The 26,374-nt window shown below is 49.1% G+C and carries 20 protein-coding genes; 10 read left to right on the top strand and 10 right to left on the bottom strand.

Going from position 1 to position 26,374, the window contains the following annotated elements; translation table 11 throughout:
* Positions 1 to 224: 224 nt before the first annotated feature.
* On the bottom strand, positions 225 to 914 hold the full coding sequence (locus tag ACKTT9_RS36100) for a response regulator transcription factor (RefSeq protein WP_307719948.1): 690 nt from the start codon (positions 912 to 914) through the stop codon (positions 225 to 227).
* A 286-nt stretch (positions 915 to 1,200) separates the two neighbouring features.
* On the opposite strand from ACKTT9_RS36100, the gene ACKTT9_RS36095 reads away from it, so the two are divergent.
* Both ACKTT9_RS36095 and ACKTT9_RS36090 read left to right on the top strand, forming a co-directional pair.
* Complete coding sequence (locus ACKTT9_RS36095; RefSeq protein ID WP_407869792.1) at positions 1,201 to 2,499, top strand: EAL domain-containing protein; 1,299 nt, start codon at positions 1,201 to 1,203, stop codon at positions 2,497 to 2,499.
* Positions 2,500 to 2,509: 10 nt separating this feature from the next.
* Positions 2,510 to 5,749, top strand: a complete 3,240-nt coding sequence (locus ACKTT9_RS36090) for a response regulator (RefSeq protein WP_407869791.1) — start codon at positions 2,510 to 2,512, stop codon at positions 5,747 to 5,749.
* Positions 5,750 to 5,809: 60 nt separating this feature from the next.
* Here ACKTT9_RS36090 and ACKTT9_RS36085 read toward each other — a convergent pair whose 3' ends face one another.
* Positions 5,810 to 6,142: a DUF5658 family protein gene (locus tag ACKTT9_RS36085; RefSeq protein ID WP_407873181.1), complete on the bottom strand. Its 333-nt coding sequence runs from the start codon at positions 6,140 to 6,142 to the stop codon at positions 5,810 to 5,812.
* A gap of 470 nt (positions 6,143 to 6,612) precedes the next feature.
* Positions 6,613 to 8,169 carry an ABC-F family ATP-binding cassette domain-containing protein gene (locus ACKTT9_RS36080; protein WP_315952842.1) on the bottom strand — a complete coding sequence of 519 codons (1,557 nt, stop codon included), beginning with the start codon at positions 8,167 to 8,169 and terminating at the stop codon, positions 6,613 to 6,615.
* Between the two features lie 162 nt (positions 8,170 to 8,331).
* Here ACKTT9_RS36080 and ACKTT9_RS36075 point away from each other — a divergent pair, with 162 nt between their 5' ends.
* The 3 genes from ACKTT9_RS36075 to ACKTT9_RS36065 are packed head-to-tail and all read left to right on the top strand — an operon-like array spanning position 8,332 to position 11,333.
* On the top strand, positions 8,332 to 9,852 hold the full coding sequence (locus ACKTT9_RS36075; RefSeq protein WP_407869790.1) for a spore germination protein: 1,521 nt from the start codon (positions 8,332 to 8,334) through the stop codon (positions 9,850 to 9,852).
* Between the two features lie 31 nt (positions 9,853 to 9,883).
* Complete coding sequence (locus ACKTT9_RS36070; protein ID WP_407869789.1) at positions 9,884 to 11,092, top strand: Ger(x)C family spore germination protein; 1,209 nt, start codon at positions 9,884 to 9,886, stop codon at positions 11,090 to 11,092.
* Positions 11,093 to 11,099: 7 nt separating this feature from the next.
* Positions 11,100 to 11,333 carry a hypothetical protein gene (locus ACKTT9_RS36065; protein ID WP_407869788.1) on the top strand — a complete coding sequence of 78 codons (234 nt, stop codon included), beginning with the start codon at positions 11,100 to 11,102 and terminating at the stop codon, positions 11,331 to 11,333.
* Positions 11,334 to 11,353: 20 nt separating this feature from the next.
* Here ACKTT9_RS36065 and ACKTT9_RS36060 read toward each other — a convergent pair whose 3' ends face one another.
* The 6 genes from ACKTT9_RS36060 to ACKTT9_RS36035 form a co-directional block, all read right to left on the bottom strand.
* Positions 11,354 to 12,466: an endospore germination permease gene (locus ACKTT9_RS36060; RefSeq protein ID WP_407869787.1), complete on the bottom strand. Its 1,113-nt coding sequence runs from the start codon at positions 12,464 to 12,466 to the stop codon at positions 11,354 to 11,356.
* 129 nt (positions 12,467 to 12,595) lie between these two features.
* Positions 12,596 to 14,050: a stalk domain-containing protein gene (locus ACKTT9_RS36055; RefSeq protein WP_407869786.1), complete on the bottom strand. Its 1,455-nt coding sequence runs from the start codon at positions 14,048 to 14,050 to the stop codon at positions 12,596 to 12,598.
* 212 nt (positions 14,051 to 14,262) lie between these two features.
* Complete coding sequence (locus ACKTT9_RS36050) at positions 14,263 to 14,769, bottom strand: SRPBCC family protein (RefSeq protein WP_407869785.1); 507 nt, start codon at positions 14,767 to 14,769, stop codon at positions 14,263 to 14,265.
* An 87-nt stretch (positions 14,770 to 14,856) separates the two neighbouring features.
* Positions 14,857 to 15,192, bottom strand: coding sequence for a helix-turn-helix transcriptional regulator (locus ACKTT9_RS36045; protein WP_127456638.1), 336 nt, complete (start codon positions 15,190 to 15,192; stop codon positions 14,857 to 14,859).
* A 402-nt stretch (positions 15,193 to 15,594) separates the two neighbouring features.
* Entirely contained in the window at positions 15,595 to 16,398 is an 804-nt protein-coding gene (locus ACKTT9_RS36040; protein ID WP_181646377.1) for a DUF2935 domain-containing protein, read from the bottom strand.
* Positions 16,399 to 16,505: 107 nt separating this feature from the next.
* Positions 16,506 to 17,393, bottom strand: coding sequence for an AraC family transcriptional regulator (locus tag ACKTT9_RS36035; protein ID WP_157324192.1), 888 nt, complete (start codon positions 17,391 to 17,393; stop codon positions 16,506 to 16,508).
* Between the two features lie 121 nt (positions 17,394 to 17,514).
* Between ACKTT9_RS36035 and ACKTT9_RS36030 the strand changes: the two genes are divergently transcribed.
* The 3 genes from ACKTT9_RS36030 (at position 17,515) to ACKTT9_RS36020 (ending at position 19,972) form a co-directional block, all read left to right on the top strand.
* Positions 17,515 to 18,588 carry a Gfo/Idh/MocA family protein gene (locus tag ACKTT9_RS36030; RefSeq protein ID WP_407869784.1) on the top strand — a complete coding sequence of 358 codons (1,074 nt, stop codon included), beginning with the start codon at positions 17,515 to 17,517 and terminating at the stop codon, positions 18,586 to 18,588.
* Positions 18,589 to 18,605: 17 nt separating this feature from the next.
* The gene (locus ACKTT9_RS36025) at positions 18,606 to 19,442 is read left to right on the top strand and encodes a sugar phosphate isomerase/epimerase (RefSeq protein ID WP_157324190.1); all 837 of its coding nucleotides are present in this window, start codon (positions 18,606 to 18,608) and stop codon (positions 19,440 to 19,442) included.
* 245 nt (positions 19,443 to 19,687) lie between these two features.
* The gene (locus ACKTT9_RS36020) at positions 19,688 to 19,972 is read left to right on the top strand and encodes a hypothetical protein (RefSeq protein ID WP_127456634.1); all 285 of its coding nucleotides are present in this window, start codon (positions 19,688 to 19,690) and stop codon (positions 19,970 to 19,972) included.
* Between the two features lie 112 nt (positions 19,973 to 20,084).
* Here ACKTT9_RS36020 and ACKTT9_RS36015 read toward each other — a convergent pair whose 3' ends face one another.
* Positions 20,085 to 22,400 carry an AraC family transcriptional regulator gene (locus tag ACKTT9_RS36015; protein WP_407869783.1) on the bottom strand — a complete coding sequence of 772 codons (2,316 nt, stop codon included), beginning with the start codon at positions 22,398 to 22,400 and terminating at the stop codon, positions 20,085 to 20,087.
* A 162-nt stretch (positions 22,401 to 22,562) separates the two neighbouring features.
* Between ACKTT9_RS36015 and ACKTT9_RS36010 the strand changes: the two genes are divergently transcribed.
* Positions 22,563 to 24,080, top strand: a complete 1,518-nt coding sequence (locus ACKTT9_RS36010) for an extracellular solute-binding protein (protein WP_407869782.1) — start codon at positions 22,563 to 22,565, stop codon at positions 24,078 to 24,080.
* Positions 24,081 to 24,723: 643 nt separating this feature from the next.
* Entirely contained in the window at positions 24,724 to 26,262 is a 1,539-nt protein-coding gene (locus tag ACKTT9_RS36005; protein WP_407869781.1) for an extracellular solute-binding protein, read from the top strand.
* The last annotated feature ends 112 nt before the right edge of the window (positions 26,263 to 26,374 follow it).

The raw sequence follows: 26,374 nt of genomic DNA, 5'->3' as shown, positions 1-26,374 counted from the left end.
TATCTGACTATTCCTAGCAAATAAAGGTCTCAGAAATCCAATAATAAATGATTAATGATTTCTATGTCAACCAATTTATGTTAAAAATATGGAAAAAGTTTCATGGCATTCATATTTCAACAGATTGCATGGTTATCCGACAAATTGGGCTCTCCGGAAATTTGAAGGAAATCAAATAAGAGGCTATCTCCGGGTCATTTCGGACCTTGGAGACAGCCTCTTGCTTATAAAACAAATTTGTAGCCTACCCCCCAGACTGTTTTTATGTATTTGGGTTCTTTGGGGTTGACTTCAATTTTCCTGCGTAAATTTGTAATATGTACATCGATAGCACGATCGTTGACATAGGAGTCGAAGCCACGCAAAGCGTTAATCAAATCCTCCCGGCGGTACACGCGTTCAGGGTGCTCGTACAGCAGCCGAATAAGCTCGAATTCGGAGAATGTCATGTCGATGGGTTCGCCTCGCACATAAAGCGTTCTTTTTTCCAAATTAATGTTCATATCAACAGACGGTACGGGAACAACTTGCTGGACAAGCTGCTCTTCGGGTGGATGAGCTTGTTTGAATCGACGCAGAAGGGCTTGTATGCGGGCCTTCATCTCATGCATGCTGAAGGGCTTGCATAAGTAATCATCAGCTCCTACTGTAAACGCTTCAACTTTCTCGCTGACTTTGGAATTGGAAGAGATGATGATGATGGGAACTGGCGTTAAGCTTCGCAAGGAGTTGCATAAGTCCGTGCCTTCAAAGTCAGGAAGCATGAGGTCCAATAGAATAAGATCCGGCTCGAATTCGCGAAGGGCGGCAAGGCCTTCCTGGCCATTATGGGCTCTAAGCACTAAGAAGTTCTCTTCTGTCAGATACATACAGACCATTTCACCTATAATATCATCGTCCTCGATTAAAAGCACTCTGTCCAAGTATAAACTCCCCCAAACTAAGTTTATTTTCTAATTTCTTTCCTGAATGAACAGAGGGATCAAAAGTCCTAACAATTTACTTGCTCAACCTATTATAAGGTGTCGAAAATTAAGTGTAAATCGCTCTTATACACTTTTTATCGGGAATTTGTTAGCAAATTGTTAGCGAATAGGGATGAGAAAACGTACCATTTAGGTAAGTTACCTAATAAGTGGAAAGTACAATAGGAGATAATACGGTTTATTGTGGAAATTGCTTGTAGGAGGTGTAAATGAAGTGGGTCTTTTAAATAGGTATGGAGTCCTGATTGTAAGTGATTCTAATGAGTTGAGCGAGAGGTTGCTGCCCATCTTTCAGAAAGATGAACAGTTCATCATGACAGGTACGGCGAAACACGGGAATGCCGCATTGGATTGTATGCTTGCTGGAAGGCCGGATTTGGTGGTCATCGATTTAGCAATGGCAGACATGGCAGGGATTCATGCGCTTCAACTCATTATGAATCATCGTCCAATTCCTATTGTAGTGCTTAGTACACATACATCCGAAGGTGCCATGCAGACCATTCAGGCTATGAGGATAGGCGCTGCGGATTATTTTCATATAGAAATGCTTACTGGGCCAATGTCCCATGAAACGATGATCATCTATTTCCTGGAACGCTGTAAAATGGCCATACGAAACGGCATTCAGAGCGTGTATGAGTCTCCAGTCAAATCCTTAGGAATCGTAGAAACTGCGCTCTCTGGCTCGCTGCAGGCGAAGCACGACCAGTTTCAAAGACGAATGGATATTGAATTTCATTTGCGTAAGGCGATCACGAACGAGGAATTTCATCTCGTATATCAACCCGTTGTTGATGTATATACGAACCGGATCGTTGGTTTAGAGAGCTTAATTCGCTGGCACAGTGCGTCTTTGGGGCAAGTGCCGCCTTGCGATTTTATCCCAGTAGCGGAGGAAAGCGGCCTGATTCATGAGATCGGAGAATGGGTGCTGAGAGAGGCTTGCACACAGAGCGTGAAATGGCAGCAAGAGGGCCTTCCCCGTTTGTTCATGGCCGTCAACCTATCCAGACGACAGTTCAATGATAGCGGGCTCAGCGCGATGATTCAGAAGATTTTAGAGGAGACAGGCTTACAACCGAAGTACCTGGAACTCGAGATCACGGAGAGTATGAGCATGGATGTTAATTTGGCGGCAGATGCGCTGGGTCAGCTGAAAAGGCTGGGTGTGCGCGTCGCGATGGATGATTTTGGAACCGGATATAGTTCGCTTGGTTATTTAAAGGATTTTCCGATCGATAAGTTGAAGATAGATCAGTCGTTTATTAAGGGATTGAAACATCGGGAAGTGAATGCGGCTATCGTGAACACCGTCATTACAATGGCCAAAAACTTAAATCTGCTCGTAGTGGCCGAGGGGCTGGAGACCGAAGAGGAGCTTCAAGTGCTAAGGGACTGCGGCTGCCGTTTCGTGCAAGGCTACTATTTCAGCAAGCCGGTGCTAGCGGAAAGCATTGGGCACATGCTGAACTCAAATACGCGAAACAAACCAAACAAGATCGTTATTTAAATATAGGCTGGTGATTGTTCTGCTGCGCGATTTGATTACCAATTTTGCGATTATTACCGTGTTTGTCTTATTCGTCGAACAGTTTTTCATTATTACGAAATTGGATCAGAAGCCGACGTGGTACTACAAAGTTTATGTGGGTCTCACCCATGGCATCCTTGTTGTGATTCTGGTTAGTTTTGGCATTACATATGATGCTCAAATAAGTCTTAATTTTCGTGGCGTAGGCTTCCTGCTTGCCGCCTATTTGGGAGGATATCCCTCTATCCTCATTACCTTCGCTGTCTCATGGATATGGCGCTTCATAATGGACGGTTCTATCCAGATTCCGCTGCTGGTAATTGGACTTTCTGCGATTATGGGAACCGGTTTTGTTTTCGCGAAAGTACGCTCTTACTGGTTCAAATGGTTATTAGGAGGAACGTTCTTTTATGTGTTCTACTATGGAATGGTCTGGACTGTGTACCGGTCATCGCTTCAAGTCATAGGGACATACCTCACCTACCAAATGGTGTGTGTGGTGGTTGTGGCATGTTTTCTTGGCTATCTGATTCGTGCCCGGGAGTACAAGCTGCAGATCCGGCAGGTGGAGCAGGAACTCATTGATATGCTGCGCTTACAGCCGGGCTTTACATTTAAATTTCATAAGCACCGGGGCCATTTTGTCTATATATTGATTGAGGGTCAATTACTTTATCAGCTGGGTTTGCGACCGAGTCAATTTATTGGGAAAAAGGCTCATGAAATCAGCATATTAGGGACTAAGTTTCTGGACTTTCTGCAGCCCTATTATGAGCAGGCTTGGGAGGGCGAAAGAGTCATCTATGAATATGATTGTCAAGGCTTTACGATTCTCGTTACTTTGCAGCCTATCTTTAAGTTTGGCGCGGTTAGTGAGGTCATCGGATCAGCGGTGGATGTGTCGGAGCATCGTGCAGCCCAGATGAAAGTTAGGGTTAGAGACGAGCAATTCCGGACTTTGGTGGAAAATTCAGAGGACTTTATTCTCCGATTTCGACTGGATGGAAGCGTTGCCTCTGCTAATTCTAAAATGTATCAAACTTACCAACTTACGTCTGAACAGGTAAAAGGAAAACAATTAACGGAAGTCATTCACATGGACAATCCTTCGAAATGGGAGCGCTCTTTCACCCAATCGATCGTCAACGGCAAGACGCAGCAATTCGCCATTAATTTTCTGCTGCCGGACGGTGCTGAGCATACCTATAATGTTACGTTATCCCCCCTGTTCAATGAAACAAGGACGGAAATTATTGCGGTCACCGGGACCGTTCACGATATTACGGATCTCAAGAAGCGCGAAGAGGCGGATGAATCCAATCGGGCCAAAAGCCAGTTCCTGGCGAGGATGAGTCACGAAATTCGTACGCCGCTTAACGGTATTCTGGGGCTGTCTCTTCTGCTGCAGCGAACGGAGTTAACACCTCTACAGAAAGATTATTTGAGTAAAATGGACGCCTCTTCGAGTGTTCTGCTGGCGACGATTAACGATATTCTGGATTTTTCGAAAATTGAAGCGGGGAAATTAATTTTGGAGAAAGTCGACTTCTCCTTGGAAGAGTCACTCCAAAAGGTCGCCGACCTGGCGAGCGTCTCCCTCGGCAACAAGCGAATCGAGATCTTGCTGGATACTTCCGAGGATTTGCCGGATATCGTCAGCGGGGACTCTTTTCGATTGGAGCAAGTCCTTATCAATTTATCAAATAATGCCATTAAATTTACGGAGCAAGGTCACATTCGGCTTCAAGTGCAGCTTGAGGAATATGCGGAGGAAGGCATCATTATCTCTTTTGCCGTGGAGGACACGGGGATTGGGATTTCGAAGGAGCAGCTGTCACAGTTATTCTTGCCTTTCTCGCAAGCGGATACATCGACTAGCCGGAGGTACGGAGGCACAGGGCTTGGGCTTGTGATCTGCCAGCATTTGGTGCAGTCCATGGGAGGCGTGCTGAGGGTTGAGACGACGTTAGGGACAGGCAGCCGCTTCTACTTCAGTCTGTTGTTCGGACGAAATCAGCAGACGGAGGATGACATGTATCTTGATTACAGGCAGCACCTTCTGCCTCAAGAAAACAAGCATGTGCTCGTTGCTGAGGATCATCCCATTGCTGCTCGGCATGTATCCGATTTGCTGGGCTCCTTCCAGCTGGAGGCGAAGACGGTCCTGTCCGTATCCGACTTATTAGAGGCGTTGGAACAAGGAGAGGGAGGAGCTGGCCAAGCTGCGTTCCGCTATATTTTCCTGGATATGCAAATGGACCCCATGCAGCATCAGGCGATCTGGCAGCGAGTGCTGAATGCGGTAGACCGCTCCCGAACTCATGTGATTGCGCTCACGACACTGGAAGGCAGAGAAGAAATGTGCGAGCTGCCTGAGGCGTTGAAGGCGGATGCAGTTCTGGTGAAACCGGTAAGCAGGTTGTCACTGCGCAAGGTTTTGCAGGTTCTTAGCGGGCAGAAGCCATCCCCTAAGAGGTGTGATCGCGATAAGGAGCAGGCTATGGCGGAAGGGGCGCTTTTCCAGTCCAAGGGGCACATTTTGGTGGCGGAGGACAATGAAATCAATCAACTGGTCATTACGCAGCTTCTGCAGCAATTGGGCTATGAGGTGGTAATTGCACAAAATGGCTATGAGGTTCTGGAACGGGTGGGTGAGCAAGCCTGGAAGCTTATCCTTATGGATATTCATATGCCGGAGATGGATGGCTATGAGGCAACGCAAAAGCTGAGACAACTTAAGCCGATGCAGCGGATTCCGATCATTGCGCTTACTGCAAACGGATTCGTGAAAGACACGATGCAAATGCTGAAGCTTGGACTCAATGGCATTTTAGTGAAACCCGTCAATGAGAAGCAGCTGGCCGATATGCTCGATAAGTGGCAGGATTTGCAGTGGTTATTGCGTGTTAAGGGGATTGATGCGGAGCATGTGCTGCGGAATATCGATCAGAAGGTCCATATTTTTCAATACATGATTGAGAAGTTTAAACAAGATTATGCTTGTTTCACGGAGAATTTGCTGCCGCCTATCATTCACCAAGAAGATGCTGTTGCTCGCCGCATGGTGCATACGCTGAAAGGAGTGGCTGCGAATTTCTATGCCGAATCCTTGTTGGCGGCTGTCTTGGTGCTCGAGAAAGAGATGGAGCAAGAAATCAACTTGGAGACATGTAAAGAAGGGATTGTGCGCGTGCAGCTGGAGATCGATCGAATTGTAGCAACGATATAAGGCGAAAAACAAAAAAAAGAACCCGCAGAAAGTTTTACTGCCGGGTTCTTTTCGCTGCTGCTAGTTGGTAGCAAGGTATGTGAGTCCGTAGGATAACCAGACGAAGTGATATACATTGACGGCTCCGTAGATGATCACCGTGAGGGATAGGCAGGGCTTGACCCAGGCGCGTTTCCGGATATAAGGGTAAAAGGCCATGAGAATCAAGGGAAGTATGAGTTTAAGGAAGTAATACCCGGCGACATGCCATTCATATACACTTCGTATTAGAGGGTTCAGTTCTTCAATAAAGGACAGATGCAAGCCGATGTCCGTGAATACAGCATCACTTAAGCATAAAAATAGCAGCCAAAGGAGTAGTTTGCTCTGGAAGAAATGGCGGATGACAGGCATAGGCTGGATGTCCTCGCTTTCGTCGCATGAATGTGTAAGTTTATACTTAATGATACGCTTTGTATCATATGAAAGCAACCTACGACTTGACCGGGACGTTAGCGCAAAATCAAGCTGAAAGCGGAGACGGAATTCCGCCTGTGGACTGATTATCCAGCGACGGATCTCTTTTACAATGAATGCGAGATAGTGAACGGTGACGGAGAGAGGGTGAGGAAGCTGCGAAATGGGTTGAACAGGCGGGTGCACTCGCTCTTCTTGCGTTGGACGTATTCGATACATCGTACGCTGATCCTTGGAGCGAGCCGTTTCCTTCGCTGCATCCTTATTCACCTGAGTTATATGCAAACGCGGATGCTAAGCGGGGCTTGGCGGGTTCGGAAGCAGCGGTGGCAGATTCGGAAGCAAAATAATACAAAAGAGGCCATCCTCAAGTAGAAAAATCTACTCGAAGACGGCCTCTTGCTCGATTAGAACACTTTCGTTGTCCAAGACTCGCAATTCCAAGTTTCCGTCACAACATCACGGTAAAATTCCGGTTCGTGGGAAATCAGAAGAATGCTGCCCTTGTAGGCTTGCAGCGCACGTTTGAGCTCATCCTTGGCATCTACGTCCAAATGGTTGGTCGGCTCATCGAGCACCAGTAAGTTCGTTTCACGGTTGATCAGCTTGCAGAGACGGACTTTCGCCTTCTCGCCGCCGCTCAGGACGACAACTTTACTCTCAATATGCTTCGTGGTGAGACCGCATTTCGCTAGCGCAGCACGCACTTCAAATTGTGTGAAAGAAGGGAACTCGTTCCATACTTCCTCGATACAAGTGTTGTTGTTGGAGTCTTTGATTTCCTGTTGGAAGTAACCGATTTGCTGGTTATCGCCTTTTTGGACGGAGCCGGATACCGGCTGGATTTCGCCCAAAATACTCCGCAGCAACGTCGTTTTCCCGATCCCGTTGGCACCGACCAAGGCGATCTTTTGACCACGTTCCATGCGCAAGTTAAGCGGTCTGGATAGCGGTTGATCGTAGCCGATCACGAGATCCGTCGTTTCAAAAATGAGCTTGCCTGACGTACGGCCCTCTTTGAAATTAAACTGCGGCTTCGGTTTCTCCTTCGCAATTTCAATAACTTCCATCTTGTCGAGTTTCTTTTGTCTGGACATCGCCATATTCCGCGTCGCGACGCTCGCTTTGTTACGGGCAACGAAATCCTTCAACTCGGAAATTTCTTGTTGTTGGCGTTTGTAAGCTGACTCAAGCTGCTGTTTCTTCATTTCGTGTACTTGTTGGAAGTGATTGTAATCTCCCACATAGCGGTTTAAAGCTTGATTTTCCATATGGTAGATCAAGTTGATTACGCTGTTCAGGAACGGAATATCGTGAGAGATAAGAATGAAGGCATTCTCATATTCTTGCAAATAACGTTTCAACCATTCAATGTGCTGCTCATCCAAATAGTTGGTAGGCTCATCGAGGAGCAGAATGTCCGGTTTCTCCAGCAAAAGCTTCGCCAGAAGCACCTTCGTCCGTTGACCACCGCTCAAATCGTTCACATCTTTGTCCAAACCAATATCGGTGAGGCCCAGCCCGCGAGCGGTTTCTTCGATTTTGGCATCGATCATGTAAAAGTCTTGATTCGTCAATGTATCCTGAATCGTACCGACATCCTCGAGCATCTGTTCAAGCTCTTCCGGCGTCACATCGCCCATCCGGCCGTACATGTCATTCATTTCTTGTTCCATGTCGAACAGATATTGGAAGGCTCCCTTCAGGACATCGCGGATGCTCATGCCTTTGCTAAGAACAGCATGTTGATCCAGGTAGCCAACGCGCATGCGCTTGGACCATTCAACCTTGCCATCATCCGGCTGAAGCTTGCCTGTAATGATGTTCATGAAAGTAGATTTACCTTCCCCGTTAGCACCGATGAGTCCGATGTGCTCCCCTTTGAGCAGGCGGAACGAGACGTCGTTGAAGATGGCGCGGTCTCCAAAGCCGTGACTTAATCTTTCTACATTTAATATGCTCATGAAATGACACCTTTTCTTTTAAACTTTTTCTCGTTTTATTATAAGCGTTATGGGATGGAAAACTCAATGAATCAGCGAGCAAAAATGTGACTTGATGGGATACATAATGCATCCAAAATAAGGGAAGGGTACAAATAGCTAAACCACAAACAGGGTGATCCTATGTCTACGACTGCCGCTCCAACGCTAACCCCTCATCTGCCTGAAAATATAGTGCAGCTTGTCGAGACTCTGGGGGAAAGCAGCGACATTATCATTAGAGAGCTCGGCATCGGACGATCAGGCGAGCTGCCGATTGCCATTGTTTTCACGGATGGATTGGCCGACCATATTTCGATTCATGAATTATTAGAATCTCTTATGCTATTCACGGGGGACTTTCGGAACGCGGATGGAAGCCTGATAGCAGATATCCCGGGCGCTCTGGAACGGTATATTATTTCGTTAGGCGGCGTGAGAAAAACCGAGCTGATGGAGGATCTGTACGATGCAATCCTATCCGGGGATACCGCTATCATGCTGGATAACTGCCGCCTAGGGCTCATCGTCAGCACAAGAGGATGGGAGTCACGCGGAATTACAGAATCCAATGTGGAAGCTGTCGTCCGGGGGCCTCGCGAAAGCTTCACAGAAACGATGCGTACCAATACGTCACTCATCCGGCGAAGAATCAAGCATCCCTCACTTCGGATGGAAAACCTCCGCGTTGGTCGGATATCCAAAACAGATGTTGCTTTCATGTATATCAAAGGGATTGCGGATGACAAAGTCGTGGACGAAGTCAGGAACCGCATTCAGCGGATTGATATAGATGCCATTATGGATACAGGTCAAATTGAAGAACTGATACAGGACGACACGTTCAGTCCTTTTCCAACGATCTATAACTCTGAACGGCCGGACACGATTGCTGCAGGCATGTTAGAGGGCCGTGTTGCTATTCTGGTGGACGGCTCACCGTTTGTTCTGCTAGTCCCCGTTATCTTCACTCAATTTCTGCAGTCCGCAGAAGATTACTACCAACGGTCTGACTTTGGCGTCATTCGAATGCTGCGTTATGTGGCGATGCTGATCTCACTTTTGACACCATCCGTGTATATTGCCGTGACCACCTACCATCAAGAGATGCTGCCAACTACGCTGCTGCTCAGTCTGGCAACGCAGCGGGAAGGGGTCCCGTTCCCAGCGTTTATTGAAGCGCTGTTGATGGAAACAGCGTTTGAGATTTTGCGTGAGGCCGGTATTCGAATGCCAAGAATGGTCGGTTCCGCCATTTCCATTGTCGGAGCCTTGGTGCTTGGAGAAGCCGCTGTTCAAGCGGGCCTGGTATCTGCGGCGATGGTCATCGTTGTTTCGATCACAGCCATCGCAAGCTTCGTCATGCCCGCCTACTCCATCAGCATTCCGCTTCGCCTGCTGCGGTACCTGTTGATGTTTATTGCGGCTTCCTTTGGCATCTACGGCATCTTTCTGGGATGTATGTGCATCTTGTTTCATTTGTGCAGCCTTCGCTCATTCGGAGTTCCTTACATGTCCCCCTTTGGCCCCTTTCATGCGACAGACCAGAAGGATGCGATCTTTCGCTTGCCGCTCTGGGCTATGCAGCGCCGGCCATCGTTAATCGGTAAAGGAACTAATCAAACTCGCATTAAAGATAGCAAGCCTAGGAAGCCAATCGATTAGCTCGAATAAGAAGAAGGGGAGTGTTTTCCTGATGCGCAAGATGATACGGGTTACTCTCCTGCTCATCCTTCTAATAAGCATAACGACGGGGTGTTGGAACCGACAGGAGTTAAATCAGCTCTCCTTTGTGATGGCGCTTGGCATAGATAAACATGATAACCAAATTGAATTAAGCGCCCAAGTGGCGAATGTCGGCGAAATCGGGATGGGCTCATCATCAGAACGGGGGACGTCCGTTACGAACTTCCATGTCGTGTCGCCCACGTTATACGAAGCTCTTCGCAAGATGACGAGCCATGCCCCAAGGGAACTATACCTTTCTCATTTGCGAATGTTAGTGATTAGTGAGGAGCTGGCAAGGGAAGGGGTAAGGGACGTGTTAGATTTCTTTATGCGTAATGAGCAAATGCGTCCTGATTATTTCGTTGCGATTGCCAAAGACGTACAGGCTAAAGAGATATTAAGCACATTGACTCCAACGGAGAAAATCCCGGCGAATAAGCTGTATTCCTCCTTAAAAACCTCCCAAAACCTTTGGGCGCCTACGATTGCCGTGCATGTAGATGAATTTGTGGCCAATCTGGTTGCTCTCGGCAAAGAGCCAGTCTTGACAGGGCTTAAATCCAATGGGGAATTAGCCGTCCTCCGCAAAGATAATAAACTGAAGATGTCGGACGCTCCTGTCGGCCTGGTCTTTACCCAGTTAGGTGTTTTTCGTGGGGATCGGTTAGTAGGCTGGCTGAATGAGCAAGAAAGCAAAGGCTACAATTACATAAGCGGAAATGTGAAAAGCACCGTTGGAGATGTGCTGCTGCCTGATGGCGGAGAAGCTTCCATCCATATTTTAAGAACAAAATCCAAAGTTACGGCAGCTATGAAAGAGGGAAAACCCGTATTCACCGTCAAATTGCAAGTGGAAGGGGATATTGGTGAGGTCGAGGGAAGCATTGATTTAACAAAATCAGAATCGATTTATCTGTTGGAACAGGTCATGGAGAAAAAACTGAAGGAAGGCTTGCAGGTCGCGGTTTCCAAAGCGCAAAAGTTGGAAGCGGACATTTTCGGCTTCGGTGAAATTTTGCACAGATCAGACCCTGGTTCTTGGAAGCAGATGAAGTCGGACTGGCCGAGTTATTTTGTAAAATCAGAGGTGATTGTACAAGTGGATGCCAAACTACGTCGCACAGGGAAAGTGAGCAGCTCTTTCATTGAAGAATTAAAGAAAAAGACAAAGGAGTAGTTGACCCATGGCACTTCTCCCTTTTATCCTGCTGGCGGTTGCTGCCATCGTGCTCATTGAAGTCCCCAGAATGAGGCGAAAGCGTCTGAAGAAGGAGCTGTGGTCGTTTTCTGTGCTGCTTGTGCTTGGCACGGCGCTTTGCGTAGCGAAAGCTTTGGGTGCGCATCTGCGAAGCCCGTTAGTGTACATATCGTATGTGTTTAAGCCTATGGGTGAACTTCTGCAGAAAATGATGAGTTGATGAAAGAGCTGGAGACGGGATTATGTCTCCGGCTTTTTCGTTTGTTTCGGCAGGTGGCGCAGCTTGGCAATCAGCAGCATAAGCAGCGGAAGCAGCAGGGTGACGGTGAACGCGTAAGCAGGCCAAACTTTGTTCGTGAAAGTAAAGGAGTAAGGGATATTGGGAATTAACACATTAGCTAAAGGGACTGAAATAACGCCAATCGGGAGCACAAGCGGGCGGGTTTCTTTTAAACCTAGTAGCTGAGCTAGAATGAGAGTCGTAATATAAAAGTTGATGACCGTATAAAAATATTGCGTGACAAACCAGATGATCGCAATAATGGCCTCGGCGCGCTGTAGAAAATCGCCAATATTGATTTTTTGCGCCATATCATAAGTTGGATAGATGCTTCCCAAAGCTAAAGAAACACCTAAAACGGCAATATTCGTTATCGTAACCATCCATATCACAGCCCCGCCGATAGCGGTTCCTAGATAATAAGCTTTCTTCGCTTTGCTGACATTATTGGCATAAGGCAGCAGCATGAGAAAGTTGAAAACAGCTGTGAGTGGAAAACTGAGAAATTGGACGCTGCCTCGAATGGTCGGCTTCATTCCCTCTTCCAGAATCGGAAGAAAGTTGGTGGGCTTCATCTGTGGAATTAACATCAAAATGACTAGAAATAAAAACAACAAGGTCCAAGGAAACAGAATTTCACTAACACGGCTAATGGTTTCGAGCCCCAGAATGACACTGAAGGCTACCATAATGACCGTAATGGAGATGATGACTTCAATTGGCGTTTTGGACAGCATTCTGGTCGCAAGAAAATCGCTGATCCCCCACAATGGGTACAGGGTGCTGATATAGACAAAAGATAATGCAGCCAAGGCCGCCAACTTTCCGAAGAAACGGCCTAAAATCTGCTCGCTGTACTGAGCAAAATTCAGGTTAGGAAATTTTCCGCCGAGCTTGCTGTAGAGAACAATGAGGAGCATGCCAGCGAGTAAGCCAACGATAATGGATAGCCAGGCATCCTGTTTGGCCAAAAAAATAAGTTGGGGTGGCGAGTAAATAATCGCGTTTCCAATTGTATAAAGGCATAAAAGTACCCCGAATTGTCTGCTTGATATTTGGCCTTTTTCCAACATCCGAAAGTTCCCCCGATTTTGTAGCATCTCAGTGATCTTACCTATTTTTGCCTGATTGGGGAGGGTTAAACGTGGTGGGGATGGAAAAGACCTGAGGGTTGTTTGCCCTCAGGTCTTATGATGTCTTCATTATGGCAGGCGCACGGATGCCCTGTACAAGCTGCTGTTCCAGTCCACTTTGCTATTCAGCGACTCCGCGACGAGGCGGAGTGGGACGTACATGCGGCTGTCCCCCATAATCTGGAGCGGGACCGGCACGGAGACCGACTTGCCATTCACCGTCGCTGTGGAGCTCCCGTCCTTCAGCTTCATCGTCACGCCTCCGCTCGTAATGGTCGCCGTCCGGGTTGCGGCGTCCCACTGAAAACCGGCATTCATCGCGGTGATGAAGGGACGGATTGGAACAACGGTCGTCTCATTGACGATGAAGCCGCTATAGTCATACTCAGGCTGCCCGTTGATATCGATTTGCACCTTCGGTTTGTCGAGCTTACGCACGACGAGCGCATTGCTCAACTCGCGGCCGGGATAGGTCAGCATGGTGCCGTTGGCGTACAGACCGGAGCTGGACCCGCCGTCCATATTCATGGCTTCCTTCAGCCCAAGCTGAAGGGTGATGGCGGCGAGCTGGGAAAGCGTTGCGCTCGGCACGGTGCCCATCACGAGACGATCAGACCCGTCGATGCCGATGAAGCTGCGCGCTGCGGCAGATTGCGTCACCTTCGGGTCGGAGAAGCCGTCCCGTGTGACGTCGAGATCGACAGCGCCGCCGGTGACCAGCTTCGGCCCGACCCCGATCGCCGCGAGCCACGACTTGGCGTTCAGAGAGCTGCCGCCTTCGCCTTTGGCCAGCAGCTCTTTCGTGACGCGATCGCCGACGTCTAGATTCGGCAGGATATGCTGCCGGTTGTTGGCGCTGTTGCCGACAAACAGCACGTAACCGCCGGCAGGAACCTGCACGGAATCGTTCGTGATGCGAGTGATGAGCCCATCCTCGATGACGACCTTGGTCCCGTTCGGGAAGTTGATCCAGCTGCCAAAGTCCGGAGTATACCAGATCACTTGGTCGGTGCTGCCTTCGCCGTAATACTTGTTAACCCCCCAAGGGGTAATGGGGTAAGTCCCGTTCCCTTCACTGACCCGCACGGCGATGTCGAGGTCCACGAACTGAATATCCGGCACTTTATCCCGATTCAGAATAAAGGTCTGATTTTCTCCGGAGTGAAGAGCTTCACCGGCTTCTACCATCGTCCCGTTCGGGTAGCGGATATAAGGGTTAGACTCGTAGGCATTGAAAAATGTCCCGTTAATCGCGGCAACGGCCCCTTCTCGCTCGGCGATTGCTTGTAATGGAGCGTCATGGCCAATTCCTCCGTCAGCCAAGGCGGGAGCGAGCTCCAGGGTCGGGTCGGTCAAATCGACCGTAACGACACTTACGTTATAGGTTTTGCCTTGAGCGGTTACTTGCTTGGTCACGGCGTTCACCGAAGGGGAATATAGCGCGGACGCCGGTGTTGCGCCGGCAAAAAGTGCAGCTGTCAGCAGAAGCGCCGCACTGGGTTTCATGATTTTATGGCGAAACATGAGGTAGTCTCCTTTGGGTTCAGTCGAATGCTGCCGAAAAATATCCGGCTTACTATATTATTCGGTTGAGATGGGCTTTTTTGTGACGTCTGGCGGACATTCCAGGAGGAGGGGATGGTTGGTAAAGGGGCAGGCGGCGGTATGGGCAAAGGCGCCAACCAAAGGTGCAGGTAAAAGAAAACACCGGCTCAGGTGAGCCGGTGCATACGGGATTATGCAAGTTTCGCCAAGTACTCGTCGAGTTGATTGAACGTACCGCCAAAGCCTTGTTCCATGTTCTCAATCATAGACGTGTAGAAAGCAGCTTCTTCTTCGGTTGGGTTAACAGGGCCGCCGCTAATGGTGACAACCGTTTTACCATCTTGCTCTTCGAAGTTTACGATATTCAAAATTTCAAGCGGGAAAACCGGGCTGAACGGAGCACGGATCGTGTTCGCGTCCGCATCGGAGAACGAGTTCGTGTAGACAAGTTTATCCGAAGGGGAAACTTCGCTATATACAAATTTACCCCACATTTGAAAGCCGTCAGGGGATTTCATACTGAAATGGAACATGCCGCCGGGGCGAACATCACACGTGGATACATCCAGTTGCATCCCTGTCGGTCCCCACCAGTGACTGAGATGTTCGGGCTTCGTCCAACATTGGAAGACGAGCTCGCGAGGAGCGTTGAACGTGCGTGTAATAACTAGCGAGCGGGAGTTTGTAGTTTCGGACATGGGTGAGTACCTCCATAAATTTTAAAATAGTATTGATTTGTAAGAGTGGCAGAAAAGCGGGACCCGCGGCAGTCTTGCGGCGACAGCCTAAGGCTTGTCCTTCGAATTGCTTTCTTGGCTTTGCAGTTCTTGCAAATAGGCGTCCAAGCGGTCGAAACTCTCATCCCAAATCCTGCGGAAAGACTTCACCCAGGCATCTAGCTCTTGGAGCGGCTGGGGCCGCAGCTTGTAGATCCGCCGATTGGCGATCGGTTGAACCTCCACGATTCCGGCCTCGCTGAGGACGCGGAGATGTTTGGAAACCTGGGGTTGGTTAAGCCCAAGTCGATCGGCGATTTCCCCTACGGTGAGGGGACCGTCACGCAAGAGTTCGACCATGTGTAAACGGTTGGGCTCGGCGAGAGCACTCATAGTCGAATTCATACATTAAATATACTTGGTTTGGAATATTCCTGTCAAGGAATATATAAAAAGCGTAGGAGACTGGAGTAGTATGGCCTGATGCATGGCGGTTTATTTCGGCAAGGCCCGTGTGTGGCGGATGAGTAACGTTCGAACGTGTGTGAGGGAGGGAACTGCAGGGTGTTATTTCAGCAGGTTGAGCCGGGTTTGGCAGTCTGGGGGAACTGGAGGATCTTATTTCAGCTGATAAACAACCAAATGGCCTGATTATGGAGAAATAAAGGCTCATAGTTCCCTTTGATTGAAAAATAGCTAATTTGGCAGAAATAGAGGCCCACAGTTCCCCTTCGCCGCCCCTCTCGCGCCAAATTCAAAAGGCCGCCAAGGTAAGGTATATCTACCTTCCATGGCGGCCGTATTATTTTAGGCACCTGGTTGTTTCCCCGTGAGCGCCACTTCAAAAGCATCAATGATAAACAAAAACCTCTCGGCCTCCCGAAACACGTGATCAGCAAGCAGCGGGTGAATGATACTTTTGATTTTGCAGGCCTCGATTAAATCTCTGGCCGTCTTCTTGAAGTCGCGGAGCGAGACGACGGAAACGCGGTTCTGATCCAGGAATTGGTCCAGAAGCGGCTCTGTCTGCGATTGCGGCTTCATGCCGCTCAGGTCGATAGCTTGAAACAGCAGCTGATCAAAATCGTGGCTGAAATTGCGGGCTTGCTCGACTAACTGACGCTCTGACGGGTCAAGGAGATGTCCGATGAACTTGGCATGATCCGCCATAATGCGCAGGAAGAAAACATTTTCATGAATAATCGCGTCAGGTAACGGATCCAGTCTTCCCGTGTTTAATTCCTCCAGCCGATTCCTGAAATAGTTGGCTTCTCGGCTCGTATGATCAACGAGTAAGGGGAAATTATTGCCCCCTGGCAGCTTGCATTGAATGATCAGTCCAAGAACTTTTCTTTTAAAAGCCCAAATGTGCGTTGCGGCTGAGTGTGCTTCCAGGTTAAAACGCTGGATTTGCGAGGGATCCGTCGCTTCGGTATACGAATGGGCTCTAGCTTCAATTTGCTCAAAAATACTGTAAAATTGATTCGCTTCCTGAATAAGCTGCGTATCTTCGCAGCGGAAACCCAGCTTCAGAAAAAGGGAATGTTCCTTCATAATTCGGGACCAGAATCGCACTTCTTCCAAAGAACGTGCTACAAACGCATTGGACAAGATCAGCACTCTCCTCGCACTCAAATATACTATGTTAAGTATAATCGCTCGGAGGAGAAGATAGACCAGTTCCGCTCTAACTGGGACGACTCCCTGCTCGCGTTAGCTCACGTTACCCGGCGATGATGCTCCGCCTTGCGATAATCTTTGGGCACGATGCCTTTGCTTTCCCGGAAAATGCGGGAGAACGTCTTGTACGAGCCGTATCCAACCTCAAGCGCAATTTCCGTTACGCTCATCTCCGTGGACACGAGCAGGCTGCAAGCATGACGCAAGCGCAGGTCGTGCAGGAAGTGGACGAACGTTTGGCCAGTCGTTTGCTTAATCACTTCAGAGATCCGCGAGGCGCTCATCGCGAACTTCGCCGCGAGGTCCGATAAGGCCAGCTCCTCCTGATAGTTGCGGTGGATATAATGAATGATAGGCCAAACAGAGTGATGCGTCTTCGCACCGTGAAGCGGGATTGCTGCTGCCTCCGCAAGGGGGGCTTGCTTCCAACGATGGCGGTCGAAGCGGATGAGAATTTCTTTCAGCTTGCCTTTTAAAAGCGTCTGCCTATATCGTTCCGTGCCGTTATATTCCTGATACATCTCCTCAAGGAGAGCGAGCATCTGTTGCTGATCTTGTCCATGCAGCTGGACATAGGCGGGCAAGGCCGTCATCTCACCCAAAAGCCCCGACAGACCGGGATCGCTCCCTGATTCCATCAATAAATCCATGCTGAACATGCAGTTATACAGGACCAGATTTTGTCCGGGATCCGTAAAAATTTCATGCACCTGATAAGGCAGCACGAACGTGAAAGTGCCCGCCCTCATCTCATGGTTGACATCATTAATGCTTTCCGACCCGGTGCCTTCGATGACATAGGAGAACTCGAGGAAATCGTGGCGGTGTGCGCGAAAGCCGTGCCCCAGCGTATTTTTGCTGATATGAAAAGGGAAGGATGAGTGCATGTTTGGGTACGTTTTCAAATAGTCGGGAAAATACGTCATACTCAGCTAATCTCCTTCGAAGAAATGGGACGTTTTCCGAAATATAGGTGCGTTTTTCTACTGCCTTTATTTTATCATAAAAGCAGGTCGTACAGGATGTACTTATGAGGAGGAACAGAACGTGGAAAGCAATAAAATTAGAATTGGTATTATTGGTGCCGGTAACATCGGCGGCGTGCATATACGCGAGTTTTCGAAATTGGCGGATTCCTGTGAAATTACAGAGATTACGGATGCCTATTTGCCTTTAGCACAAGCAAAAGCTCAAGAATACGGCATTGCTCACGTAGCAGCTAGCCCTGAAGAGCTTATTCAAAGCAGTAATGTAGACGCTGTCATTATTGGAGTGCCTAACCAACATCATGCTTCCCTTGCTGTACAAGCTATTGAAGCCGGCAAGCACGTGTTGATTGAAAAACCGATGGGCATTAATGCTGCAGCAGCTAAACAGATCCTGAAAGCCAGCGAAGCTTCGGATAAAGTGGTCATGATCGGCCACCAAATGCGTTGGGAGGCTGTCCCGCAGCTGATCAAAGAGCAGGTTGAAGCAGGTGAGCTCGGTAAAATTTACACAGCCAAAACAGGCTGGTTCCGCCGCAAAGGGATTCCGGGCTGGGGCACATGGTTTACGAAAATGAACGAATCGGGCGGCGGCCCGTTGATTGATATTGGGGTTCACATGTTGGATCTTGCGCTCTACTTGATGGGCAATCCGAAGCCTGTCTCCGTCTTTGGTGCAACTTATGCCGAATTCGGCCCTCGCAAGAAGGGGATTGGTACATGGGGGACGCCAAACTGGAACGGCACGTATGATGTGGAAGATTTGGCTACGGCCCTCATCCGTATGGAAGACGGCAGCACATTGACGTTGGAAGTGAGCTGGGCGGTTCATATGGATACGGATAACACGCCGTTCATTCATCTGATGGGCTCTGACGGCGGCGCGAGCTATAAAGGAGCATCCGGGAAACTGCTGACTGAGAAGTTCAATCGGGCTATCGAGACCGATTTGAAAAAGCCTGAGAATGACGAAGGAGAGCGCCTGCGTCTGAGCAGACATTTCCTAACGTGCATTCGGGAAGGCAAACAACCGATTACATCCGCTTTATCCGGCTACACGAACAATTTAATTCTTGATGCCATCTATGAATCTTCCCGCACAGGGAATGAAGTGAAACTAAACTGGGACATCTAATTCGGGAGGGAAACACGATGCTTAGAGGGTTAACGGGAGCAGGACTTGGCAAGCTGGAGAGCAATGAGCAGTTCATCGAGCTAGCGGCAAAATACGGCTTTGCGGCCGTCGATATCGACGCGCTTGCCCTAGTGGAGAGCCACAGCGTAGACGGTGCGCGCGAGCTGCTGAACAAGCATGGCCTTGTTATTGGCTCCATCGGTCTACCGGTGGAATGGCGCGGGTCTGAGGAGCGTTTCCGCGCCGACCTGCCGAAGCTGACTCAAGCAGCCGCTGCGGCTGCAGCGCTTGGCTGTACGAGCTGCTGCACGTACGTTCTGCCATCGACGGATCTGAATGCTGCGCATTTCATGGCGCTGGCTACCCGCAGATTGCGCACTTGCGCGCAAATCCTAGGCGCCTATGGCATCCGTCTTGGCCTAGAGTTCGTGGGGCCGCACCACCTGCGCACACGCTGGAAACATCCGTTCATCTGGACGCTCGAAGAGACGCTGGATTGGATTGATGCGATCGGCGAGAGCAACGTCGGTTTGCTGTTCGATGCGTACCACTGGTACACGAACGGGTTAACAGTAGCTGACATCGAGAAGCTGCGTCCTGAGCAGATCGTCCACGTCCACATCAACGACGCGCCGGACGTTCCGGTAGAGGAAGTGCTGGATAACGGACGTGTGTACCCAGGCGAAGGTGTGATCGACTTGGCAGGCTTCTTGCAAGGTTTGGCGAAAATCGGCTATAAAGGCGCTGTTTCGCAGGAGATTTTGATGGCTACGCCTCCGACGGATTCCCCGGAGAGTTTGGTACAGCGTTCCAAAGCGGGCTTTGATAAAGTTTATGCGGCGGCGGGGCTGTAGGTAATTGCGTGGTTAGCCCCAAACGGAGCTGTGCAATACAAGAATGATGAGCCAGAGGACGTCATGTCCTCGGCTTTTTTCGCTTTTACAGGCCGGGCAGTCTCACGAAATGCCAGAAAGATTGCCATTCGACAAAGGTTCCCATGAACCATCCACACAGTCCGACAACATTTTCAGGCATTCTCGTTTACTATGTTCCTGTTCTACTAAATATGCCTAAATCAAAATGAAAAGGAGATAAGATCATGCAAATTAAAAAGAAGGATGACATTGGCTTGATTTTGGACAACTTTTCGTCGTATGCGAAGTGGGATCCTTCGGGCCAGAAACTATACCTTGTGTTCGCTGATAACAAGCGTGGGGGGCAGTGGACGCTGATGAACTACAACGATGATCGTTTCAGCGTACATGGTCGCGGTAAAGACTACTTGGATGAAAAAGAAGCGTTCTTTGAGGAACGCAACAGCGTCGTGTCGTTCTTATGGAACAACCGTGCCGCGCTTAAGGCAGCTGTAGATCCAAGCGAGTAGAAAGCTGGACAGCCAGCTAGCTCACCTAGTTTAACGAAGAGGCAAAAGCCTCCGAAACCACCAACAATGTTTGGTGGCTCCGGAGGCTTTTGGCGTTGGGTGCTGCTCGGGGTTATAGAGCAGCACCTTCTTTTTGTTTATCGCGGTATTGGCCCGGGGTAATCCCCTCTTGCTTGCGGAAGGACCGAATGAAGTTTTGCGAGTTGTTATAACGCAGCTTGGACGAAATATCCTTGATGGGCATATCCGTCTCCGACAGCCATTTCTTCGCCATGTTGAACCGGTAGGCGGACAAATAGTCGCTGAAGGAGCAATTCGTTTCTTTGCGGAAAATGCTGCTTAGATAATTCGCATTGTAATGCAGTCTGGATGCGCAGTCCTCCAGCGTGAGGTCGGTATCGTAATACTTTTGCACAAGATCGATAATTTTCTCTGAAATATTGTGATACTGCGCATCCTGCCGGTCGCGGTAGATGCGGATCAGCGGGTGGATGACCTCTGTCCAGAACCAGTCTTCGATTTCCGCCGTCATATGCAAATTCAACAATTCCTCGAAAAGCGAGCCCTTGTTCGGATGAATCTGATTCAAGGAAATGCCGGATTCCTGCATCACCATCAGCAGGTTGTTAAGCAGCCGAGCCAGCGGAATCTGATATTCCTGCGGCGAAAGCGGAGCAGCGAATACGGCTTGCAGGAGCTGTCGCAGCAGCTCTTTGGACTTATCCTTTTCGGCCACCTTGATGGCGTCCATCAATTCGTTTTCGAGCGGCTTCGGATAGTTCAAATTTAAGAAATGTTTGCCTGAGTTAATATTCTCGTACTGAATGATGATCCCTTCGCCGAGCTTGATTCGATGCTTCAGAGCTTCGAGGCCTTCTTTATAAGCGATCGACATTTGCGAAAAAGCATGGATGGGAAGGCTCATCCCAATGCTGACATGCAGATTCAGATAGCTGAAGATGTGCTGCTGCATCTGCTCCGTCAGGGCGTAGACCTTATTGCGGAAAGCGGCAGCTTCGCTGTCTGGACTTCCAATCAAGGTCACAACCGTCTGATCGATAATGACGGGAGCTAGACGCTGGTCGGAAGGAATAAGCTCCTCAATCATATTGTGCGCGGCGAAAAGCAGCAGCTCCATGTCCCTTTTTTCATAACGGGTATTGTCGATGGAGTCGATCTGCAGGGTAATAACGGACATCGTTTTCCATTCGTCCATATGTTTCGTATAGCCGAATTGGGCTAATTTATCGGGCAGCTCGCTCGTTTTAATATGGCCCTGGAAAGCTTTGATCAAGAAGAAGGTCCGCACCTGGCCGATATGCTGATGGACCTCTCGTTCCAGCTGGGACTTGGATTGGAACAACGTATGGACGTGCTCGCTGATCATCTGGAACTCATTGGCTTTCCGCTTCTGGTTCACGGTAACGAGGCCCCCGATTTGATTGAGCAGGAGCTGGATGGGCGAGTACATTTTGCGTGAACCGAGCCAAGCGAGCAGCATGGACAAAAGCAGCATCAGAATGCAGATATAGATCGTGTAGACTCCAATTTTACGCGATTCTGTGGTCAAGCTGTCGATGGAGGTTAAGGACAAATAAGTCCAATTATTCAGGTTCGAGTGCAGATAGCTGACCGAATAGCGCTTGTCGTTGATATCCGCTGTGAATTGACCTGTAGGCGCCGTTATATGGCTTAGGTCCTTCAGGCCGGCCTCCGCAATAGGTTTGCCAATCAGACTGGCGTCCGGATGCATGAGAATCTGGTTATGCTCGTCCATAATCAGAATATCTTCCAGATGTTTGGTATCGCTTTGAATCAAATCCTGCAGGGAACAGGCTGGAATGTTGGCCATAGCGAAGCCGTATTTCTCCAGTCCGGTAGTTGGCAGCTTTTTGACCAGAGAAATACTGTAATCGCAGGTAACGCTCCGAGCATTCTCCTCCGTAAAAAACCACTTCGACGGGTTCAAAATCCAGGTGCTGTTCTCCTGTGTGTTCATCAGGTTCAGCAATTTATCGTAAAAGGGGTAGCCGTCAAAACGGTACAACCCCGAGTTCTTAATCATCCAGTTCTCGCGGGCATTGATCAAGATGACATCTTCCAGCTTCGTGTCAAAAGATTGCATATACCGGATTTCGCTGCGCAGATCGTCATACATCATGAAATCGTTTACAGTTAGCGGCATATCCATCGCCTTTTTGAGCACGGTGGAGTTGATGACCTGATTAAGTGTATGGTTGACAGTCGTTAATTTCTGCTCTACATTGGAGTTGATTTGGGTGATTAACTGCATTTTTCCTTCGTTGACATTTTTTTGGATCTCATTCGACGAGGTCATGAAGGCAAAAGCGCCGATAAAAATAACAGGGAGCGTGCTAAGCAAGAACCCGAACATGGTCATTTTGCTGAGAAAACTTAAATTGGGCATCGCAGCCAACACCTTATCTTAGGATAATCAATTCTGTATCTAAGTTCTGTATCTATGTATTGTAGTCAAGTCTGTCCTTAAGAGCAATAATCATCTGTCTGGCGGATAATCATTTTCTCTGATTATGACCGCAAAACGCTGCTGCATCAAGGGGGAAGGGTCATGAACACACAGGTAAACAGGAAAGTTTTTAAGCGCGGTCGTCTCTTTATCTATGGTCTGCTGATGGTTGTTTTGATCAGTGGTTGCACGAAAGGAAGCACTACGGGAGCCAATGAGACGAGCAGTGATCGTCCTGTTATTTCGATTATGGCACCGCTTCATTTTCCGCATCCGCCTATCCCTGAGCTCGTTCAGGAGATCGAAAAGCTTACGAATACGAAGCTGGAATTGAATTGGGTTCCGGATGGCATATACACCGATAAAATGAACACAGCCCTCACCACGAACTCGCTGAAAAAAGCAACCTACGTGAAATATACGGATTACATGTTGATGAAAAATTCGATTCGCTCCGGCGCCTTTTGGGATATCGGACCGTATTTGTCGGCTTATCCGAATTTGAAGCAGCTCAATAAGGAGATTTTGGGACAGGCGGCTGTCGATGGCAAAATCTATGGCTTGTATACCGAGCGGCCGTCTTCCCGGCAAGGGATTATTATTCGCGAGGACTGGCTGAACAATGTGAAGCTGGCCAAGCCGACGACGGTTGATGAGCTGTATCAAGTGTTAAAAGCTTTCACGTATGGCGATCCCGATCGCAACGGCAAGGATGATACCATCGGGCTGACGGACCGAAATGACTTGGTTTTCGGCGCCTTCAAAACGCTTAGCTCCTACTTCGGCACTCCGAATAACTGGGGCGTTGCGAATGGGAAGCTGGTGCCGGAGTTCGAAACGCAGGCTTATGTGGATACGATGAATTTCATGAAAAAGCTGTACGATGAAAAGCTCATTAACTCGGATTTTGCCGTCACCAGTAAAGAAGTTCAGCGTGATAAGCTGATTCGCGGCATCGCGGGCGTCTATATTGGCAGCATGCAGGATGTGCAGCGCCTTTCGGACGAGGTGCAGCTTGTGAATCCTTCGGCCAAATTCACCCTCGTGAATCATATCGAAGGACCTACGGGATTCAAGATCTGGTCGATTCCGAACTACAGCGCGCTGTACCTGTTCTCCAAAAAAGCGATTCGCACGGAGGCGGAATTGAAGCAGGTGCTGCAATTTTTTGACCGGTCGATGGATAAAGATGTCGCCAACCTGATGAAGTATGGCTTGGAGGGACGTCATTACACCACCATTGGGGACAAAGTCCAGCTGCTGGAGGAGACATCCAAGATTCGCGTGAACGAAGTGAATGCGCTGTATGCGCTCATGATCGCGGACTTGAACAACCCGCAGGTGAAGCAGGTCGCGGAGAGCGAGTCCCTGTCACAGCTGGCGGATAAGCTCAGCTTGGATAACGAGAAATATATCATTAAGGACCCGACACTGGGGTTAGAGTCGAAAACCTACGACGAGCGTGGCGTCGAGCTGTACAAAGTCATCTCCGACGCGACGTACAATTATATGCTGGGGAAACTTGATAAAGCAGCCTTTGCGCAGGAGATTGAGCGCTGGAAGCGTAGCGGCGGCGACCAGATCATTGGCGAATATAATGAGGCATATGCGAAAAAGTGATAAATATCCCCCCGAGCCTCCCGCGAGCGAGCCTTGAAGGCCGTCTCACGGCGGGGAAACCCGCCGAACCCGGCTGAGCGATCCGAAAAGGCTGCCTCGTGCCGGAAAGTCGGCGAAAGCGCGCCGAGCCTCTCGCAAGCGAGCGTTCAAGGCCGTCTCACGGCGGGGAAACCCGCCGAACCCGGCTGAGCGAGCCGAAAAGGCTGCCTCGTGCCGGAAATTCGGCGAAAGCGCGCCGAACCCCCTTGCAGATTTTGTTATGCAACCGCATCCCCCATTTGTCCCCGCACCCACATTCCCCTTGATTTAAAGTATCCATCCCCATAAGATTCTCTCCCATCTAGCTACTCTCACATCCCACCCGCATCCACATTCCCCTTAATCTACTGCTACCAGCCTCACCGAACTCTCTCCATCCTCACTCCGTCCCGCACCTACATCCATCTGCCCCAAAAGGTGGGAAGGTGGAGAAAGAGCATGGAGAGTCAGGGGCAGTTGGATAATCATCTCCCTCCCCAATAATCATCATCTCACATCCTAGAAGAACCAGGCCGAAATGAGTAAATGATTATTTCGGTACCTACCTAAGACCTTGTAACGTGGAAGTTGTAGCAAACAAACAATTCACGGAGGTCTAACAAATATGAAGAGAAATTTCGTCTCGATACCGCTCGGCATTCTGCTCGTATCCAGCTTTGCGCTTGCAGCTTGCTCAGACGGAGGCAAGGCCACTCCTGCAGCTACGACGGCAGCAGCCGGGACAACAGCAGCACCAAAAGCAACGGCTGATACAACGCCAGCCTCGATCACCATTATGGCGCCACTGAACACAGCGCAAACGCCACCAGATACAATCATCAAAGAACTGGAAAAATTAACGAACACGAAGCTGACCTATCAATTCTTCCCAGCGGATACGTACGAGGAGAAGCTAAACACAACGTTCGCAACCGGTGCATTGCCGCAAGTGACGTACTTGAAAAACCAAGCGACTTTCATTCAAATGAAATCTGCCATCCGCGACGGCCAATTCTGGGAAATCGGACCGCTGCTCAAAGACTTCCCGAACCTGAGCAAGCTGAAGTCCACAACGAATGACAATACAAAAGTAGACGGCAAGTTGTACACGCTATACCGTGGCGTAGATATCGCCCGCCAAGGTCTTATCTATCGTAAAGACTGGGCCGATAAGCTGGGCTTGAAGCCACCGTCTAACATGGATGAGCTATACGCGATGGCGAAGGCATTTACAGAGAACGATCCTGATGGCAATGGCAAAAAGGATACTATCGGTCTAACAGACCGTAACGATCTCATTTACGGAGCTTTCAAAACAGCAGCAACTTGGCTAGGCGTTCCGAACAACTGGGGCGTGAAAGACGGCAAGCTGCAGCCGGAGTTCATGTTCCCTGAATACGTGAAGTCGATGGATTACTTCAAAAAGCTGCGCGACGAAGGCCTGATGAATAAAGACTTCGCAGCAACAAGTAAAACTGATCAACAAAAGCTGTTCACGAACGGTACGGCAGGGATGTATATCGGCGCTATGACAGACGTTTCTTCCTTGAACAAGGATCTGGTCAAAAACGTGCCGACAGCCGTAGTAGACGTACACAGCATGGTAGCAGGACCTGACGGCAAATTCGCTGCATGGGCGCTACCAGGTTATGCGAACGTTGTGCTATTCCCGAAATCTGCGATCAAAAACGAAGCTGAGCTGAGAAAAGTTCTCGCCTTCTTCGACAAAATGATGACGCCTGAAGTGGCGAACCTGGCAAACTGGGGCATCAAAGATGTCAACTACAGTGTAGTCGACGGCAAAGCGAAAAAGCTGGATGAAGAGAAATGGACACGTGAAGTGAAGCCGTTCACTGATGCAGCCATCGGCGATGAAGATACATCAGGAAGACTGCTTGGCATTCCAACGATCCCAGCTCAAGGCAAAGCGGATGAGCTGAAAATTGCGAATCTGAAATTCGCTGTACAAGACCCTGTGGCAGCGCTTGACTCCAAAACAAACTTGGAAAAAGGCGTTCAACTCCAAGACGTTATCAAAGATGCAACGAACAAATACATCTACGGCAGCATTGATAAGGCTGGATTCGATAAAGCCATCGAGGATTGGAAAAACCGCGGAGGCAACAAAATCATCGAAGAGTACAACGCCCTATACAAAAAATAAGCCGTGGACAGGAATCAAGGAAATCATACTGGTTTCTTATCGGGGAGGCTGCTGATCATCAGGGGCAGCCTTCTCGTTTTTAGGAAACATCGGGAAAGGAAGAGAATTATGC

Source organism: Paenibacillus sp. P36, assembly GCF_045866505.1.
Taxonomy (GTDB): Bacteria; Bacillota; Bacilli; order Paenibacillales; family NBRC-103111; genus Paenibacillus_E; species Paenibacillus_E chondroitinus.
The sequence above is the reverse complement of the archived record's forward strand: the minus strand, read 5'-3'. Positions and strand labels throughout refer to the sequence as shown.